At 65.2% G+C, this 15,713-nt stretch carries 14 protein-coding genes; 5 read left to right on the plus strand and 9 right to left on the minus strand.

Annotated features, from left to right (window positions below):
• Nucleotides 1-28: 28 nt before the first annotated feature.
• Nucleotides 29-1,120 (minus strand): App1 family protein phosphatidate phosphatase, encoded by a 1,092-nt coding sequence (locus AC5RTE_RS10820; protein WP_494041402.1) that lies wholly within the window; start codon nt 1,118-1,120, stop codon nt 29-31.
• 66 nt (nt 1,121-1,186) lie between these two features.
• On the minus strand, nt 1,187-1,918 hold the full coding sequence (locus AC5RTE_RS10825) for a DUF72 domain-containing protein (protein WP_494041403.1): 732 nt from the start codon (nt 1,916-1,918) through the stop codon (nt 1,187-1,189).
• Nucleotides 1,919-2,004: 86 nt separating this feature from the next.
• Here AC5RTE_RS10825 and AC5RTE_RS10830 point away from each other — a divergent pair, with 86 nt between their 5' ends.
• The 3 genes from AC5RTE_RS10830 to AC5RTE_RS10840 all read left to right on the plus strand — a co-directional run bounded on the left by AC5RTE_RS10830 (nt 2,005) and on the right by AC5RTE_RS10840 (nt 4,939).
• A complete protein-coding gene (locus tag AC5RTE_RS10830; protein WP_494041404.1) occupies nt 2,005-3,813 on the plus strand; it encodes a glycoside hydrolase family 15 protein in 1,809 nt (602 codons plus the stop codon).
• A gap of 116 nt (nt 3,814-3,929) precedes the next feature.
• Nucleotides 3,930-4,220, plus strand: a complete 291-nt coding sequence (locus AC5RTE_RS10835; protein ID WP_494041405.1) for a hypothetical protein — start codon at nt 3,930-3,932, stop codon at nt 4,218-4,220.
• Nucleotides 4,220-4,939: an HAD family hydrolase gene (locus AC5RTE_RS10840; protein WP_494041406.1), complete on the plus strand. Its 720-nt coding sequence runs from the start codon at nt 4,220-4,222 to the stop codon at nt 4,937-4,939. The genes AC5RTE_RS10835 and AC5RTE_RS10840 overlap by 1 nt, the downstream gene beginning before the upstream one ends.
• Nucleotides 4,940-4,950: 11 nt before the next feature.
• On the opposite strand, the gene AC5RTE_RS10845 is transcribed toward AC5RTE_RS10840, so the two are convergent.
• Entirely contained in the window at nt 4,951-5,199 is a 249-nt protein-coding gene (locus AC5RTE_RS10845) for a hypothetical protein (RefSeq protein WP_494041407.1), read from the minus strand.
• Nucleotides 5,200-5,376: 177 nt separating this feature from the next.
• Between AC5RTE_RS10845 and AC5RTE_RS10850 the strand changes: the two genes are divergently transcribed.
• A complete protein-coding gene (locus AC5RTE_RS10850) occupies nt 5,377-6,558 on the plus strand; it encodes a zinc-dependent alcohol dehydrogenase (protein WP_494041408.1) in 1,182 nt (393 codons plus the stop codon).
• Nucleotides 6,559-6,634: 76 nt separating this feature from the next.
• Here the strand turns inward: AC5RTE_RS10850 and AC5RTE_RS10855 are convergent, their stop codons facing one another.
• From AC5RTE_RS10855 to AC5RTE_RS10875, 5 genes are all read right to left on the minus strand, one after another.
• Complete coding sequence (locus AC5RTE_RS10855; protein ID WP_494041409.1) at nt 6,635-7,786, minus strand: serine hydrolase domain-containing protein; 1,152 nt, start codon at nt 7,784-7,786, stop codon at nt 6,635-6,637.
• 87 nt (nt 7,787-7,873) lie between these two features.
• On the minus strand, nt 7,874-8,686 hold the full coding sequence (locus tag AC5RTE_RS10860) for a bifunctional allantoicase/(S)-ureidoglycine aminohydrolase (protein WP_494041410.1): 813 nt from the start codon (nt 8,684-8,686) through the stop codon (nt 7,874-7,876).
• Nucleotides 8,679-9,977: a DUF6986 family protein gene (locus tag AC5RTE_RS10865; RefSeq protein ID WP_494041411.1), complete on the minus strand. Its 1,299-nt coding sequence runs from the start codon at nt 9,975-9,977 to the stop codon at nt 8,679-8,681. The genes AC5RTE_RS10860 and AC5RTE_RS10865 overlap by 8 nt, the downstream gene beginning before the upstream one ends.
• A gap of 3 nt (nt 9,978-9,980) precedes the next feature.
• Entirely contained in the window at nt 9,981-11,579 is a 1,599-nt protein-coding gene (aceB, locus tag AC5RTE_RS10870) for a malate synthase A (protein WP_494041412.1), read from the minus strand.
• A 37-nt stretch (nt 11,580-11,616) separates the two neighbouring features.
• Nucleotides 11,617-13,056 (minus strand): NAD-dependent malic enzyme, encoded by a 1,440-nt coding sequence (locus tag AC5RTE_RS10875; protein WP_494041413.1) that lies wholly within the window; start codon nt 13,054-13,056, stop codon nt 11,617-11,619.
• Nucleotides 13,057-13,267: 211 nt separating this feature from the next.
• Here AC5RTE_RS10875 and AC5RTE_RS10880 point away from each other — a divergent pair, with 211 nt between their 5' ends.
• Complete coding sequence (locus tag AC5RTE_RS10880; protein WP_494041414.1) at nt 13,268-14,023, plus strand: IclR family transcriptional regulator; 756 nt, start codon at nt 13,268-13,270, stop codon at nt 14,021-14,023.
• A gap of 71 nt (nt 14,024-14,094) precedes the next feature.
• Here AC5RTE_RS10880 and AC5RTE_RS10885 read toward each other — a convergent pair whose 3' ends face one another.
• Nucleotides 14,095-15,606 carry a nucleobase:cation symporter-2 family protein gene (locus tag AC5RTE_RS10885; RefSeq protein ID WP_494041415.1) on the minus strand — a complete coding sequence of 504 codons (1,512 nt, stop codon included), beginning with the start codon at nt 15,604-15,606 and terminating at the stop codon, nt 14,095-14,097.
• Nucleotides 15,607-15,713: the final 107 nt, after the last annotated feature.

The raw sequence follows: 15,713 nt of genomic DNA on the forward strand, positions 1-15,713 counted from the left end.
GGTTAGCCGCGGTTCCCGGCCCGGCTTGTCAGAGGACGTCCAGTGTGGCGAGCTGCTTGGCCATGCCGGCACCGTCCGGCGAGTAGATCCACGGTACCTGGGAGGTGGTGTGGTCCCCGTCCTCGGAGTGGCCGCCGGCGAACACCGACTCACTGACGGACAGCTGCCGGATGGCGATGGCCGCGACCCGGTTCGGGTTCTCCTGTGCGAATTCTGAGTAAATCGCTTCATCGTGCTGGCCGTTGTCACCAATCAGGAGCCACTGCATGTCCGGGAACTCACTGGCCAGGCGCGCCAGGTTGCGGAGCTTGTGGTCCTGGCCGCTGCGGAACCAGCGGTCCTGCGTCAGTCCCCAGTCCGTGAGGAGCAGGGCGCCAGACGGATACATGTTGCGGGTCAGGAACCGGGCCAGCGTGGGGGCGGCATTCCATGGCCCCGTGGACAGGTAGATCACCGGCGCGTCCGGGTGCTCCACCGTGAGCCGGTCCAGCAGGACAGCCATGCCGGGAGTGGCCATGCGCGCCCGCTCGCTGAGGACGAAGGTGTTCCAGAGGGCCAGGAACGGCCGGGGCAGGGCCGTCACCATCACGGTGTCATCGATGTCCGAAACGATCCCGAACTTCACGTCCGGTGCGACGACCCGGATCCGGGCCTCCACAGGATCCGTTCCCTCCGCCCGAAGGACGGCGGTGTGCCAGCCCGGTGAAAGCTGGACGTTGACCTCGGTGTCAACCAGCCCGCCCCGGTCCGCCCGGACGTGGGTGATAACGTCGCCGATAGTGATTTCGACGTCGGTGAATTGCAGCGGCACGCTGGTGAAAGCCCGCCAGCCGCGGACGTTCTGGTTGCCGTTCTGCGCCGCGTGCTCCGCTTTGCTCCCGGGCAGCGGTTTCTGCGTCAGCAGGACCCGTCCGAGGACGCGGACCTGGGTGGTGGAGCCGTAACCCTGATAGGCAATCGTTTGGGGGACAAACTTCCAGCGCTTGGCCAACCGGATGCGCACCGAGTTTACGGTGTCCGAGATCCTGTGTGCCAGCCGGAACACCTGGTTTCCCGAGAGCGCTTCCGGCAGTCTGGCTTGCGCTGTTTTCTCTGACGAATTATTCGGAGCCGTGTCCATGGTTCCACTCTGCCACAGGGCGGCGCCCGTGGATGGGAACGCTGGGCTGCGGGGACCTGTGTGACGTCATCCTTCTCCCAGGATCGCCCGCAGGGTCTCGGCGTTCCGCACGGCGTGGCCGTCGCCGTCGTTATTGAAATACGCGTAAACATCCAGCCCCCGGCCGGACCACTCCCTGATCCGGTCCGCCCACCACTGCAGGTCCGCGTCGGAATAGGAGCCGGCATACAGGTGCTGGTGGTCCGGTCCGTGAAGCCGGACATAGGTGAAGGGCGCTGTGGTGCGCAGGAGGCAGGGAAGGTTGGCGCCGCTCATGATGCAGTAGGCGGCCTGGTGGCGCTCCAGCAGGGCGAATACTTCGGGGCAGTCCCAGCTGGAGTGGCGGAACTCCACGGTGACGCGGATCCAGTCCGGGACGGCGGCCAGGAAGTAGTCCAGCCTGGCATCGTCCCGTTCCATGCCGGGCGGCAGCTGCACCAGGAGGACGGCCCGCTTATCGCCCAGCTCGTGCCAGCACCGCGTGATGCGCTCGAGCCACACCTCCGGTTCGTAGAGTTTCCTGGCGTGTGTCAGGCCCCGGGGAGCCTTGACGGACATGTTGAAGCCGGGCGGCAACCGCCGGTTCCAGCCGGCAAACGTCGTGTCCCGGGGCCAGCGGTAGAAGCTGGCGTTCAGTTCGACGGTATGAAAACGGGCCACATAGTGCTGGAGCCGGTCCTTCACCGGCAGCTTGGGAGGATAAAGGACGTTTTCCCAGTGGTTGTAGCTCCATCCGGAGGTGCCGATGTGGATTGCCATGAATGCCTCCGGTGACTGCTGCTTTGTTTTGAGGCTACACCCCTCCACCCGGTCCACTGAGGCTCCGGCTGTGGCAGGGTAAGGGCATGGCGCGAATTGAAGATTATGCGGTTGTCGGCGACCTCCACACCGGGGCGCTGGTCAATAAGGAAGGCTCCATCGACTGGCTCTGCCTTCCCCGGTTTGATTCCCCCGCGTGCTTCAACGCACTGCTGGACACGCCCGACGCCGGCCGCTGGCTCCTGGCGCCTGCCGCCGGGGGCCCTTGCACGCGCCGGGGCTACCGGGACGGGAGCCTCATCCTGGAAACGGAGTGGGAAACCCCCGAAGGAACTGTACGTGTCATCGACTTCATGCCTCCCCGGGACTCGGTGGCGGACATTGTCCGGATAGTCGAAGGCGTCAGCGGAAGCGTCAGGATGCACGGGGAACTGACCCTCCGTTTCGACTATGGCCACATCATCCCCTGGGTGCGGCGGGACGAATACGGCCTGCACGCGATTGCCGGCCCCGATGCCGTCTACTTTGTCACCCCCGCCCCGCTGCACGGCGAGAACATGCACACCGTCAGCGACTTCACCGTCAATGCAGGGGAACGGGTCCCCTTTGTCCTCACGTGGGCGCCCAGCCACGTGGGGCGGCCGCATACCGTCGATGCCGAGGAAGTACTGGGCACCACCTATGCGTTCTGGCGGGGCTGGGCCTCGCAGTGCACCGTCGAGGGCAGATACCGGGAGGCAGTGATCCGGTCCCTCGTGACCCTGAAGGCCCTAACGTACGCCCCCACCGGCGGTATCGTGGCGGCAGTGACCACCTCACTGCCCGAGCAGCTCGGCGGCCCCCGCAACTGGGACTACCGCTACTGCTGGCTTCGCGATGCCACCATGACGCTCCAGGCTCTGCTGGCCGCCGGTTACACCGCCGAAGCGGCCGCCTGGCGGGACTGGCTGTTGCGGGCCGTGGCCGGTGATCCGGCGGACCTGCAGATCATGTACGGGATCCATGGCGAACGGCGCCTGCCCGAGATGGAGCTGCCCTGGCTGAAGGGCTACGAAAACTCGTCCCCGGTGCGCATCGGCAACGGGGCGGCAGAACAGCTCCAGCTCGACGTTTGGGGGGAGGTGCTGGACTGCCTTGCGCTCACGCGCAACTCCCTGCTCGCGCACTCCGATGAGGCCTGGGATGTACAGGTGGCGCTGATGGAGCATCTCGAGACCATCTGGGACCAGCCGGATAACGGGCTGTGGGAAATGCGCGGGCCACGCCGCCATTTCACGCATTCGAAGGTCATGGCGTGGGTTGCCGCGGACCGGATGGTGAAGGGTGTCCGCGAGTCCGGACTGCCCGGGCCGGTGGAGCGCTGGGAAACACTCCGCGACACCATTCACCGGGATGTGATGGACAACGGATTTGATGCCCGCCGGAACACGTTTGTGCAGTCCTATGGGCGCCCGGAGCTTGACGCAAGCCTGCTCCTGATCCCGCGGGTGGGGTTCCTGCCGCCTGACGATCCCCGCGTTGTCGGAACCATTGAAGCCATCCAGCGGGAGTTGACCGAGGACGGGTTCGTGCTCCGGTACCGTCCAGCCGAGAGCGACGACGGCCTGCCGGGGGATGAGGGCGTCTTCCTCGCCTGTTCCTTCTGGCTTGTGGAGGCGCTGCTGGGCGCGGGCCGCCACGAGGAATCGAGGAAACTCTTCGAGCGCCTCCTGGGCCTGCGCAACGATGTGGGGCTGCTGAGTGAGGAATGGGGCGTCCGGGCGGGCCGCCAGCTGGGCAACACGCCCCAGGCCTTCAGCCACTTCGCGCTTGTTACAAGCGCCTTGGAGCTGCATCAGGATACGGTTCGGCGAAGTGACACCCCTATCCCGCCGGAAACGGCGCCAACGCGCTGAGGCGCGGCGTCCAGGGCGGCACTTCTCCTTCACGGAACAGATAAGTATACTTACTAACACCTCATGGAGTGCTCCCAGTAAGCACATTGCCGTGACTGACGGAGGAGTGATTGCAAATGGCCGGGTATTTTGAGCTCGTGGATGCGCCTGACGGCGGCTACAGAATTCGCATGATGGACGGGACCGGGAACCTGATGGCCATCTCGGTAACCTTTCCTACCAAAAGGGCAGCGGTCGCCGGAGTGGCAATGGCGCGGGAAATCGCCGGGACCGGCCTTATCCGGGATAAGAGCCACGACGGCGCCGGCACGGTGATCCGGGAGCGCGTGCGTCCTGTAAGCACGGCCAAGGATGACGCCGCCCGGGCCAGGAAAACTTCCGGAGCCAGGCGGGCAGCGGTCGGTTAATGGCCGCGCAGAACTCTGGATCCCCTGGCAGCCGGCGCCGGCAGGGGATCCTCTTTGATATCGACGGCACCCTGATCGACTCGTCCTACATCCACACCATTTCCTGGTGGGGCGCCTTCCGACAGCACGGTTACGACATCCCGATGGCCTCCATCCACCACTACGTGGGAATGGGCGGCGACCGGTTGGTGGACAACCTCCTGCCGGCAGGCCGTGAGCGGTCCCTTGATCCTGACATCATGGCCAGCCACGCCGCGCTGTACGCCTCGCACTGGCCGAGCCTTCGTACCTTCGACGGCGTCCAGGAGCTGCTGGCGCAATGCCACGAGGCGGGGCTCGCGGTGGCTCTTGCCTCCTCGGCGCGCAAGCAGGATCTGCAGGTCATGAAGGCCCACCTGGATTCGGATGCCTTCATCGATGCAGCCACCAGCGCCGACGACGCCAAGGAAAGCAAGCCATCCCCGGACATCCTTGTGGCGGCGTTGGAGGCACTTGGCGTGGAGGCCTCGGACGCCGTGTACGTGGGGGACGCCGTGTGGGACATGAAGGCCGCTGTCGCGCTGGGGATGCCGGCTATTGCGGTGACCTGTGGCGGCGTCAGCGCCGGCGAACTGCTGGAGGCGGGCGCTGTAGAGGTTTATGAGGGACCGCGGGACCTGCTGGACAACCTCACCACAAGTGCCATCGGCAGGCTCCTCTCGCTGGCGCCCAACGCCTGACGCGGCGCGCGTCAGAGAGTCTGGCCGCCGGCTACCGTGTCCTCGTCACCCGCGTTGGCCGGCTTGGCCCAGGAAACCGCGACACGCACCCCGCCGTCGTCGCTGCGGTCGATATCCGTCACCACATCGGATGGGCTGGCGCCCATCTCCACGATCCTCTCGCGGTAGTTTTCCACAAGCAGTTCCAGGCTTTCCTCCGTCCACTCCCCCGGGCGCATGCGGGTGGAGATCTCGACCGGTTCGGGCTGGTAAAGCGACATGTTGTTCCTCTTTTCACTGGTGAGTCCTGTGGGTATGCCTCTTCCTACGCTAGAAGCTGCAGGCCGTGACAACAAGGATTTTAGTCAGCCTGCTTACTTTTTGTTGCAGGAGCCGATAGCGTCGAAGGATGCGCGGCGAGTCCGGCTGCAGCGAATAACTTCCAGGAAAGGTGAATTGTGAAAGCACTGACATGGCAGGGAAAGCGCTCCGTGAGTGTGGCAGAAGTACCTGACCCGGTGATCCAGGACCCCACGGATGCCATAGTCCGGATTACTTCCACCGCAATCTGCGGATCGGACCTGCACCTGTACGAAGTCCTGGGTCCCTACATGCACAAGGGCGACGTCATCGGCCACGAACCGATGGGTATCGTCGAAGAGGTGGGAAGCTCCGTCACCAACCTTCGCAAGGGGGACCGGGTGGTGGTTCCCTTCAACATCTCCTGCGGCCGGTGCTACATGTGCGCCCAGGGCCTGCAGTCCCAGTGCGAAACCACACAGGTCAAGGACAAGGGCTCCGGCGCCGCACTGTTTGGCTACTCTGAGCTTTACGGTTCCGTTCCCGGCGGGCAGGCCGAGTACCTGCGCGTACCCCACGCCGACTACGGCCCGGTTAAGGTGGGTACCGAGCTGCCGGACGAACGGTACTTGTTCCTCTCTGACATCCTTCCCACCGCCTGGCAGGCAGTGGAGTACGCCGACACCCCCGCCGGCGGAACACTGGCAGTGTTCGGGCTGGGGCCCGTGGGACAGTTTTCGGGCCGCATCGGGGTGCAGCGCGGCCTGCGCGTCATTGGCATTGATCCGGTTCCCGAGCGGCGTGACATGGCAGCCCGGCACGGGATTGAAACGCTTGACTACACAAAAGACATCGCAGACCAGTTGCGGGAGATGACCGCCGGACGCGGACCTGACGCGGTGGTGGACGCCGTCGGTATGGAGGCCCACGGATCGCCGGTGGCGGGTTTCGCGCACCAGGCGCTGGGCCTCCTGCCGGATAAGTTGGCCCAGAAGGCGATGGAGACATCAGGCGTGGACCGGCTCGCTGCCCTGCATGCGTCCATCGACGCGGTGCGGCGCGGCGGAACCGTCTCCTTGAGCGGGGTCTATGGCGGGCAGGCCAGCCCCATGCCGCTGCTGACCATGTTCGACAAGCAGATCCAGCTCCGGATGGGGCAGTGCAACGTGAAGCGCTGGATAGATGACCTTCTTCCCCTTGTGGAGGACGACGCCGATCCGTTGGGTGTCATGGACCTGGTCACCCACCGCTCGGGGCTGGAAGGCGCACCGGCACTGTACGAAAAGTTCCAGAAGAAGGAGGACGGCTGCATCAAGGTGGTCCTCAACCCGGGCGCCTGAGCCCTGACCCTGATGCCTTGCCCCACTGGCCCGCAGTGAGCGTCCCTAAACCCTGCATGGCGGCGCTGGCTGCGGGTCAGGTCGGCCCGCACAAACTGTTCATGGCTTCCTGGGCCACGTCCTGCAGTTCGAGGACCAGCGGGTTGGATTCCAGGGTCGGTGGGGCCGGTGGGTAGGTGAGGGCCATGGTGAGCTGCCTGCTGCCGTCCTCGCTGGTCATGGACACCATGCCGTAGCCGTCCGTGTCACCGGGTAGGCCGTAGTAGAAGCGGTTGTTGCAGGTGTTGTTCCACCGACGCAGGGCAAAGCCGTAATACTGGGAGTAGCCGCCCTTCATGGCTGTCACGCTTTCGGGCGTCAGCAGCCTTCCCTGCAGCAGCGCGGCGTAGAAACGGGACACTTCCTCCACGGTGGACACGGCTCCAGTGGCAGGCCTCCCGGTATGGGAGGCCAGCATGGTTGTGTCCCTGCGGGCGCCCTCCACAGTGACGTAACCATGAACTATGTCCTTGGGCGCCGGCCCGCCCAGCCGAGTTGACTTCAGGCCCAGGGTCCCGGCGAGGTCCTCAGCCAGGACCTGTCCGATCCGCTGGCCGCGGAGCCGCTCAACGATCAGCGCGAGGGCTGCGTAGTTTGAGCGGGAATAGTCGAAGATCCGCGTCAGCCGGCCGTCCCAGGGCACGGTGGCGGCCAGAGCGAGTTGCTGTTCCAGGCTGAGCGGCCGGTTCATTGTCTCCTCCCATGGTCCGGAGGCCAGGAGGGGGACGGTGAAGTCGGGGAGGCCGGATTCGTGCGTCAGAAGCTGGCGGACTGTGACCGGCCCGGGCGGGTGGAGCACGGTCCCAAACTCGGGCAGATAGCGGCTGACCTGTGCCTCCAGGTAAAGCTTTCCCTCCTCCACCAGCCTCATCACGGAGACTGCAACGAAGGTTTCGGTGACGGTGCCTACGTGGACGGGATCGGCAACCGTGGCAGGTTCACGGGAATCGAGGCTCCGGACGCCGGCTGCATGTGTCCAGGTCTGGCCCCGGTCCCGGACGGAGATCAGGACTGCGGGGGCACCTTCCTCCAGCATGCGGGCGCTGAAATCTTCCAGAAGGGCGAAGGCGGCGGGCTTGTCCGGCTCCGGGGCTGGCGGTTCCTCAATGCAGCCCGCCGAGGCGGCCAGCAGCAGGACGGAGAACAGGGTCGCTGCAATCGCCTTCCACCCGCCCCGGTTTGTGCCCATAACCAATCTTGCCCCCGCCAGGTAGCGCAAAGTGCGGTTTTGGGATTCCAATACGACACTTAGCGCTGCCTGGTTGGGGGAGGGCGCTTAGGTGAGGCGGACCTGGCGGTTCATATCCTTGTACAGGAGGTACCGGAACTCACCGGGGCCGCCGGCATAGCAGGCCTGCGGGCAGAAGGCACGGAGCCACATGAAGTCGCCGGCCTCCACCTCCACCCAGTCATTGTTGAGCAGGTACATGGCCTTGCCCTCCAGGACGTACAGGCCGTGTTCCATCACGTGGGTTTCCGGGAACGGGATAACGCCGCCCGGCTGGAAGGTCACGATGTTGACCTGCATGTCGTGGGCCAGGTCGCTGGAGTCCGTGAAACGGGTGGTCTTCCAGACGTCGTTAGTGTCCGGCATCGACGTCGGCTCCACGTCCTTCTCGTTGGTAACGAAGGACTTGGCCTCATAGCCCTCGAGGCGTTCGTAGGCCTTGCGGATCCAGTGGAAGGAGACGACGTCGTCGGAGACGTTCTCCAGGCCCCACTCCGAGCCGGCGGCCAGGTAGGCGTAGCCGCCTTCCTCCAGTTGGTGCAGTTCGCCGTCCAGGGTGAGGTTGACCTTGCCCCGCGTCACAAAAACGACGCCTTCCACGCCGGCTTCGAACTCGGCCTTGGGAGCGCCGCCGCCGGGGCCAATCTCCACGATCAGCTGCGAGAACGTGGTGGCGAAGCCCGAAATGGGACGGGCAATAATCCAGGAACGGGTGTGGCTGAAACCGGGCAGGTTGCTGGTCACGATGTCTGTCATGACACCTTTGGGGATCACCGTGTAGGCCTCGGTGACGATGGCCCGTTCGGTGGTGAGGTGGGTCTGCGGCGGCAACCCGCCGGTGGGGGAGTAGTACTTACCCATGAAGGAGGTCCTTTGCTGGAGAATTGGAGGTGGCTGCGAGCCGCGGGTGGGCCAGCGCAGTAAGTTGGGCGATTCCGACGCCGGCGAGTGCCTGGACTTCATCGGCACCTACTGCTCCGCACTGGACGCCGCGGAGCACAAACGCTGCCAGGGCACGGGCGGTGGCGGGCTCGTCCATGACCCCGCCTTCAGTCTGCTCCACGTAGTTCCGCAGCCGCGCCGCAGCGGCCGGAAGCCCCTGCCGGTAAAAGGCGTAGGTGGCGGCGAAGCGGCTGGGCAGCTGCGCGGGATGCAGGTCCCAGCCCTGGTAGTACCCGCGTTCGAGGGACCGCCGCACCAGTCGCCCGTGCAGCTGCCAGGCGTTCTCCACGTTGTCACCCACCGGAATGATGTTGGTGGAGCCGTCGGAGAGCCGGATCCCGGTACCGGCCACGGCCAGCTGCATGACTTCCTTGGCGAAGTCCGCCACCGGGTGTTCCATCGACTGGTATTCGGCGGCAACCTGCAGCGACGCCGAGTAGTCGTACGTGCCATAGTGCAGGCCGCTGATCCGCCCCGGAACCGCGTGCGGCAGCTGCGCCACCGGAGACGTTCCCTCCGGCCCGAGAATGAGTTGCGGGGTTTCCACCTGGACCTCGAAGCGGAGCCGGCCGGAAGGCAGTGAGTGCACTTCCTCCAGGCGGGAGACCGCGTAGTCCATCGCCCGGACCTGGGCGACGGTGGTGACCTTGGGCAGGGTCAGGACCAGCCCCTCCGGCAGTTCACCTGCGGCAGCAAGTCCCGAAACGAACAGGTCCAGCGTGCGGAGCCCGCGGGCCCGGGTGGCAGCCTCGAAGCACTTGAAGCGGATACCGATGAACGGTGGAGCAGAGCCGGCAGTAACGGCGGCGGCCACTGCGGACGCCGCGGCGACGGCGGCGGTGTCCTCGGCGTCGTCGCCCCTGTCCCCAAAGCCGTCCTCAAAGTCCAGCCGCAGGTCCTCGATTGGTTCACCGGCAAGCTTGGCCTCGACGCGGGAGGCAACCGCCTCCGCCAGCGCGGCGTCCTGGCCGAGCAGCGCGCCCAGCTTGTGGAGGCCCCCGTGCGCCTCGGCCGTCGCCAGCGCCTCTGCACCCCAGCTGGCAGCGAACGACGGCGTAAAGCGGTCCGCGGGCACGTACACCGTGTGCACGGGCTGGCGGGAGCCGTCGTCGCCGGGGTAGTTGCGCTCCAGCAGGCGGTCCGTGGCGGCCAGTTGCCCGTCAATATCTGCCAGGTCCGTTGGCGACAGTGACACTTTGGGTCCTGCCATGCCTCAGCCCACCAGTTCGTAGGCCGGGGTGGTGAGGAAGTCCGTGTAGTCCTCGGAGAGGCAAATGCCTGCAATCAGGTCGCTGGCCGGCTTGTAGTAGCGGCGGAAGGCTTCATCGCCGAATTCAGTGCGCAGCCGTTCGGTTTCCTCCCCGAGGATCCGCTCCACCAGCTCCCGGGTAACAGTGTTGCCGGTGTCCGCAAGCACGGACTTGTTGCGGATCTGCTGCCACACCTGCGAGCGGGAAATTTCCGCGGTGGCGGCGTCCTCCATCAGGTTGTGGATGGCCACAGCACCGTTGCCCGAAAGCCACACGGCAGTGTAGGCAACGGCCACGTAGAGGTTCAGCCGCAGGCCCGCCTCCGTCACCTGGCCGCCGGCTGAGGCGATATCCAGCAGCTGCCCGGCCGTGACGGACACCTCGGGCCGCTGCTTGTCCAGCTGGTTCGGCCTGTCACCGAGCACGGAATCAAACACCTCACGGCACGTCGGGACCAGGTCCGGGTGGGCCACCCAGGAACCGTCGAAGCCGTCGTTCGCCTCGCGGGTCTTGTCCGCGCGGACCTTGGCGAAGGCCGCCTCGGTAACCTCGGGGTGGCGCCGGTTGGGGATGACGGCTGCCATGCCTCCCATCGCGAAGGCGCCCCGCTTGTGGCAGGTCTTGACCAGCAGTTCGGTGTACGCACGCATGAACGGCGCAGTCATCAGGACAGAGGCACGGTCCGGGAGCACAAATTCCTCGCCGGCGTCCCGGAAGTACTTGATGATGCTGAAGAGGTAATCCCAGCGGCCGGCGTTCAGGCCGGAAGCGTGGTCCCGCAGTTCGTAAAGGATCTCGTCCATTTCGAAGGCGGCCGGAATGGTTTCGATCAGAACAGTGGCACGGACGGTCCCCTGGTTCAGTCCCAGCTGATCCTGCGCGAAGACAAAGACGTCATTCCAGAGCCGGGCCTCGAGGTGGCTCTCCATCTTGGGCAGGTAGTAGTAGGGGCCCTGTCCGTTGAGGACCAGCTGCCTGGCCACGTGGAAGAAGTGCAGGCCGAAGTCCACCAGCGCGCCCACGGCCGGTTCGCCGTCGATGAGCAGGTGCTTTTCCTGCATGTGCCAGCCGCGCGGGCGGGCCACCACGACGGCGAGCGGCGCGTCGGTGCGGAGCTTGTATTCCTTGCCCTCCGCGGAGGTATGGCTGAGGGTGCCCCTGGCGGCATCGCGAAGGTTCAGGATGGCGTCGATGACGTTGCCCCAGGTGGGCGTGCTGGCATCTTCAAGGTCCGCGAGCCATACCTTGGCACCGGAGTTCAGCGCGTTGATGGCCATCTTCGCCGGCGACGCGGGACCGGTCATCTCCACCCTGCGGTCCTGCAGGGGTGCGGGCGCGGGCGCAACCTTCCAGTCGCCGTCGCGCACGTCCTGTGTTTCCGGCAGGAAGTCAAGCTTTCCCGTTTCCGCCACTCGCTGCCGCTTGACGGCGCGGGCTGCCAGGAGCTCATTGCGGGTGCCGGCGAAGCGGGTGTGCAGCTCCTCCACAAAGGCCAGCGCCTCGGGGGTGAGGATCTCCTCCGCGCGGTCGATGGGCCGGGGATCTGTGACAGTGATGGCCATTTCTGGTCCTTTCCTTGTACTGAAGTCAGGCAGTGAATCAGGCGCCGGCCAGGGCTTCTTCGAGTTCCTTGGCTGCAGCCGCGGTTGCCACGTTGGCAGCGTGGGCGGCGGCAGCAACGGCTGAGGCAACATCGGCGGCAACATGGGGATCGAAGACGCTGGGGATAATGTAACTGGCATTGAGCTCGTCGTCAGCTACCCGGTTGGCGATGGCCTCCGCGGCGGCCACCAGCATCTCCGGGGTGATGTCCGAGGCTCCGGCGTCCAGCAGGCCCCGGAAGAAGCCGGGGAAGGCCAGCACATTGTTGATCTGGTTGGGGAAGTCGCTCCGGCCGGTGGCCACCACTGCGGCATGCCTGGAGGCGACGACGGGATCGATCTCCGGCGTGGGGTTGGCCATGGCGAACACGATGGCGTTTTCTGCCATGGCGGCAACCTGCTCCTCGCCGATCACGTGCGGGGCGCTGACGCCGATGAACACGTCGGCACCTTCGAGTGCATCGTGCAGGGTTCCGGCGAAGCCTTCTTCATTGGTGTTCGCGGCAATCCAGCTGCGGTGCTCGTCGTTGTACTTCTCGCCGGAGTGGATGGCGCCAGAGCGGCCTGCGGCGATGATGTGCCGTGCGCCCTGGGCCTTCAGCAGCTGGATGATGGCGGAGCCTGCGGCGCCGACGCCGGAAACTACAATCCGAACCTCATCAAGCTTCTTGCCCACAACGCGGAGCGCGTTCACCAGGGCAGCGAGGGTGACGATGGCGGTGCCGTGCTGGTCGTCGTGGAAGACCGGGATGTCCAGTTCCTCGCGGAGCCGGTTTTCGATCTCGAAGCAGCGCGGGGCTGCGATGTCTTCCAGGTTGATGCCGCCATACACGGGAGCCATGGCCTTGGCGATCATGATGATTTCCTCGGTGTCCTGTGTATCCAGGCAGACGGGCCAGGCGTCAACGTTGGCGAACTGCTTGAACAGCGCCGCCTTGCCTTCCATCACCGGCAGCGCCGCTGCCGGGCCGATGTTGCCCAGGCCCAGGACGGCCGAACCGTCGGTGAGAACGGCGATGGTGTTGCGCTTGACGGTCAGGTTGCGGGCTGCCGCGGGATCCTCGGCGATGGCCAGGCAGACGCGGGCGACGCCGGGAGTGTAGGCGCGGGAGAGATCGTCGCGGTTGCGCAGGGCCACCTTGGGGACGACCTCCAGCTTGCCGCCCAGGTGCATGAGGAAGGTGCGGTCCGAGACGTGCTGGACCGTGACGCCGTCGAGCGCGTTGAGGGCGTCTTTGACCCTGCCGGCGTGCTCGTCGTCGGTGGTGTTGCAGGTGACATCGACCACCAGGGTCTCGTGGTGGGACTCACTGACGTCCAGGGCGGTGATGGCTGCACCCGCGGCGCCGACGGCCGCGGCGAGCTCGCTGGTGGCGCTGAAGCTTGAGGGTGCTTCCACGCGCAGGGTGATCGAATTTCCGGGGCTGGGGTTCGCCATTGAATGTCCTCTTCTTCGGCCCGGGACGGGCAGCTGCTGAAACAAAATGTTTTCGTATTATGGATATTATTATCTACTTAGTGGAAAGACAACCCCTTCCGGTTCGTCATCGCTTCCATAAGACAGGTGCTGTATCTTGAGAGCATTAGGGCAATTCTTTTCACGATGCGGATAAGACTTGTCGGAATCCGAGTCCACAGGAGACTGGTACATGGCTGAGAAAGCCGCAGGTGGCGTCCAATCCGTTGAGCGCGTCTTCGAACTGCTGGAACTGATCACAGACGCCGGCGGCGACGTCACTCTTAGCGAACTGTCCTCCTCTACGGACCTGCCGCTGCCTACGATCCACCGGCTGCTCCGGACACTGGTGTCGCTGGGCTACATCCGGCAGCTGCCGAACCGGCGGTATGCCCTGGGCCCGCGGCTCATCCGGCTGGGGGAAGGAGCCAACAAGCAGCTTGGCGCCGTGGCCCGCCCGCAGCTCAAGACTCTGGTGGACCGGCTGGGGGAAACCTCCAACATGGCCGTGCTCGACTCGGACATGGTGATCTATGTGGCGCAGGTGCCGTCGCTGCACTCGATGCGGATGTTCACCGAGGTGGGCCGGCGCGCCCACACCCATGCCACCGGCGTCGGCAAAGCCATCCTGGCCCAGTTGGATGATGACACGGTCCGCGGGATCGTTACCCGTGCCGGGATGCCAACCCCCACGGCCAAGAGCATCGGAGATGTCGAGGACCTGCTGGCCGATCTCAAGCTCATCCGGGAACGGGGCTACTCCATTGACGAGGAGGAGCAGGAGCTGGGTGTGCGCTGCTTCGCCATGGCCGTGCCCAACGCGCCCACTCCCGCGGCGATTTCCGTTTCCGGGCCGGTGTCACGGGTGGACGGGAACTTCGCCGACCAGGCTGTGCCCGTGCTCCGCGAGGCGGCCGAGGCCATCTCCCTGGAGCTTAACCGCACCTGACGCGCCATGCTGAGCACGACGGCGGCCCGCTCCTTCCTCAAGCGGGCCGCCGTCGTTCTTTTGTTGCGGTGCTAGTGCTCTGACGCCTTTTCGGACGACTGGACCGGGACTTCCTTGCCGTCGCAGTCGATGAGCTTGCCGCCCTCGAAGCGGTCGCCGTCCGCCAGGCATTTCAGGTCCTCTTCCCGGACCACCCGCCCGGTACCGGCCACAAACACCGACTGGTTTTCCGAGTTGCCGGCCTTGAGGTGGTTGAAGAGCAGGTTCAGCAGGATGGCCATCACGGCTGCTGAGCTGATGCCGGAGTGGAAGATGGTGCTGAACCAGGACGGGAACTGATCGTAAAAGGTGGGGGCGGCGATGGGAATCATGCCGAACCCGATGGAGGCGGCCACGATGATCAGGTTCATGTTGTTCCGGTACTCCACCTTTGCCAGCGTCCTGATGCCGCTGGCTGCCACCGTGCCGAAGAGCACGATGCCTGCACCGCCAAGGACGGCGGTGGGCACGGCGGCGACGACCCGGCCCAGGACCGGCAGGAGACCCAGCAGTACGAGGATCACACCACCGGCCGCCACTACGTAGCGGCTCTTGATCCTGGTGACAGCCACCAGGCCCACGTTCTGGGCAAAGGCGCTTTGGGTAAATGAGCCAAAAATAGGAGCGATCAGGCTCGAACCCATGTCTGCCCGCAAGCCTGCCGCAATCCGCTTGGAGTCCGTCCGGGTCCCGACGATTTCGCCTACGGCGAGGATGTCGGCCATGGTTTCAGTCAGGATCACCAGCACCACGATCACCATGGAGATGATGGCCGCGATTTCAAAGGTCGGAGCGCCGAGGTGGAACGGGGTTGGAAAGGCAACGATGGGGCCGTTGCCCACCTTGGAAAAATCCGCCATGCCTGTGATGACGGCAATAAGGGTGCCGCCCACCATCGCCAGGAGGATGGACAGGCGGGAAAGCGTTGCGCTGCCCACCTTGCTCAGGAGCAGGACCAGCACCAGGGTGGCGGCGGCGAGGCCGATGTTCGCCGTACTCCCGTAGTTCTCTGCGGTCCGGTTTCCGCCCATCGCCCAGTTGGCGGCAACCGGCATGAGGGTCAGGCCAATGGTGGTGATGACGGTGCCGGTCACTACCGGCGGAAAGAACCTGACGATTTTCGAAAAGACCGGCGCAATCAGCAGGCCGATCGCCGCGGAGACCATGACTGCCCCGAAGACTGCCGGGAGCCCGCCGCCGCCGCTGACGATGGCGACCATTGTGGCAACGCTGGCAAACGATACGCCCTGCACCAGGGGCAGTTGCGAGCCAAAGAAAGGGACGCCGATGGTCTGCAGCAGCGTGGCCAGGCCGCCCATAAAGAGGGCGGCCGCGATCAGGATGCCGATGTCCGCAGGTGACAGCCCGGCGGCCTGGCCCACAATCAGCGGAACAGCGATGATGCCGCCGTACATTGTCAGGACGTGTTGGAAGCCGTAGGCGAAACTGCTTCCTACGGACAGGCGCTCATCTTCGGGCCTGTTGGAAACGGCGCGCTTACTGTGTTGTCTGGAGGCGCCTTTGAAGGGGTTTTTGGTGTTCATGGCAGACTTTCTGGTTCATGGCAGACGTCTTCGTCTGGCTAACGTTGTCTGGCTAACGGTGTGTTGCTGAAAGGCTTGGATGAAAGCCCGGAGCTTTTGTCGAGGTG

The sequence above is a fragment of the Arthrobacter sp. K41 genome (assembly GCF_059089645.1).

Coding starts and splice junctions, on each gene's coding strand:
- AC5RTE_RS10820 (WP_494041402.1), bottom strand. CDS start 1,120: ATGGACACGGCTCCGAATAATTCGTCAGAGAAAACAGCGCAAGCCAGA.
- AC5RTE_RS10825 (WP_494041403.1), bottom strand. CDS start 1,918: ATGGCAATCCACATCGGCACCTCCGGATGGAGCTACAACCACTGGGAA.
- AC5RTE_RS10830 (WP_494041404.1), top strand. CDS start 2,005: ATGGCGCGAATTGAAGATTATGCGGTTGTCGGCGACCTCCACACCGGG.
- AC5RTE_RS10835 (WP_494041405.1), top strand. CDS start 3,930: ATGGCCGGGTATTTTGAGCTCGTGGATGCGCCTGACGGCGGCTACAGA.
- AC5RTE_RS10840 (WP_494041406.1), top strand. CDS start 4,220: ATGGCCGCGCAGAACTCTGGATCCCCTGGCAGCCGGCGCCGGCAGGGG.
- AC5RTE_RS10845 (WP_494041407.1), bottom strand. CDS start 5,199: ATGTCGCTTTACCAGCCCGAACCGGTCGAGATCTCCACCCGCATGCGC.
- AC5RTE_RS10855 (WP_494041409.1), bottom strand. CDS start 7,786: ATGGGCACAAACCGGGGCGGGTGGAAGGCGATTGCAGCGACCCTGTTC.
- AC5RTE_RS10860 (WP_494041410.1), bottom strand. CDS start 8,686: ATGGGTAAGTACTACTCCCCCACCGGCGGGTTGCCGCCGCAGACCCAC.
- AC5RTE_RS10865 (WP_494041411.1), bottom strand. CDS start 9,977: ATGGCAGGACCCAAAGTGTCACTGTCGCCAACGGACCTGGCAGATATT.
- aceB (WP_494041412.1), bottom strand. CDS start 11,579: ATGGCCATCACTGTCACAGATCCCCGGCCCATCGACCGCGCGGAGGAG.
- AC5RTE_RS10875 (WP_494041413.1), bottom strand. CDS start 13,056: ATGGCGAACCCCAGCCCCGGAAATTCGATCACCCTGCGCGTGGAAGCA.
- AC5RTE_RS10880 (WP_494041414.1), top strand. CDS start 13,268: ATGGCTGAGAAAGCCGCAGGTGGCGTCCAATCCGTTGAGCGCGTCTTC.
- AC5RTE_RS10885 (WP_494041415.1), bottom strand. CDS start 15,606: ATGAACACCAAAAACCCCTTCAAAGGCGCCTCCAGACAACACAGTAAG.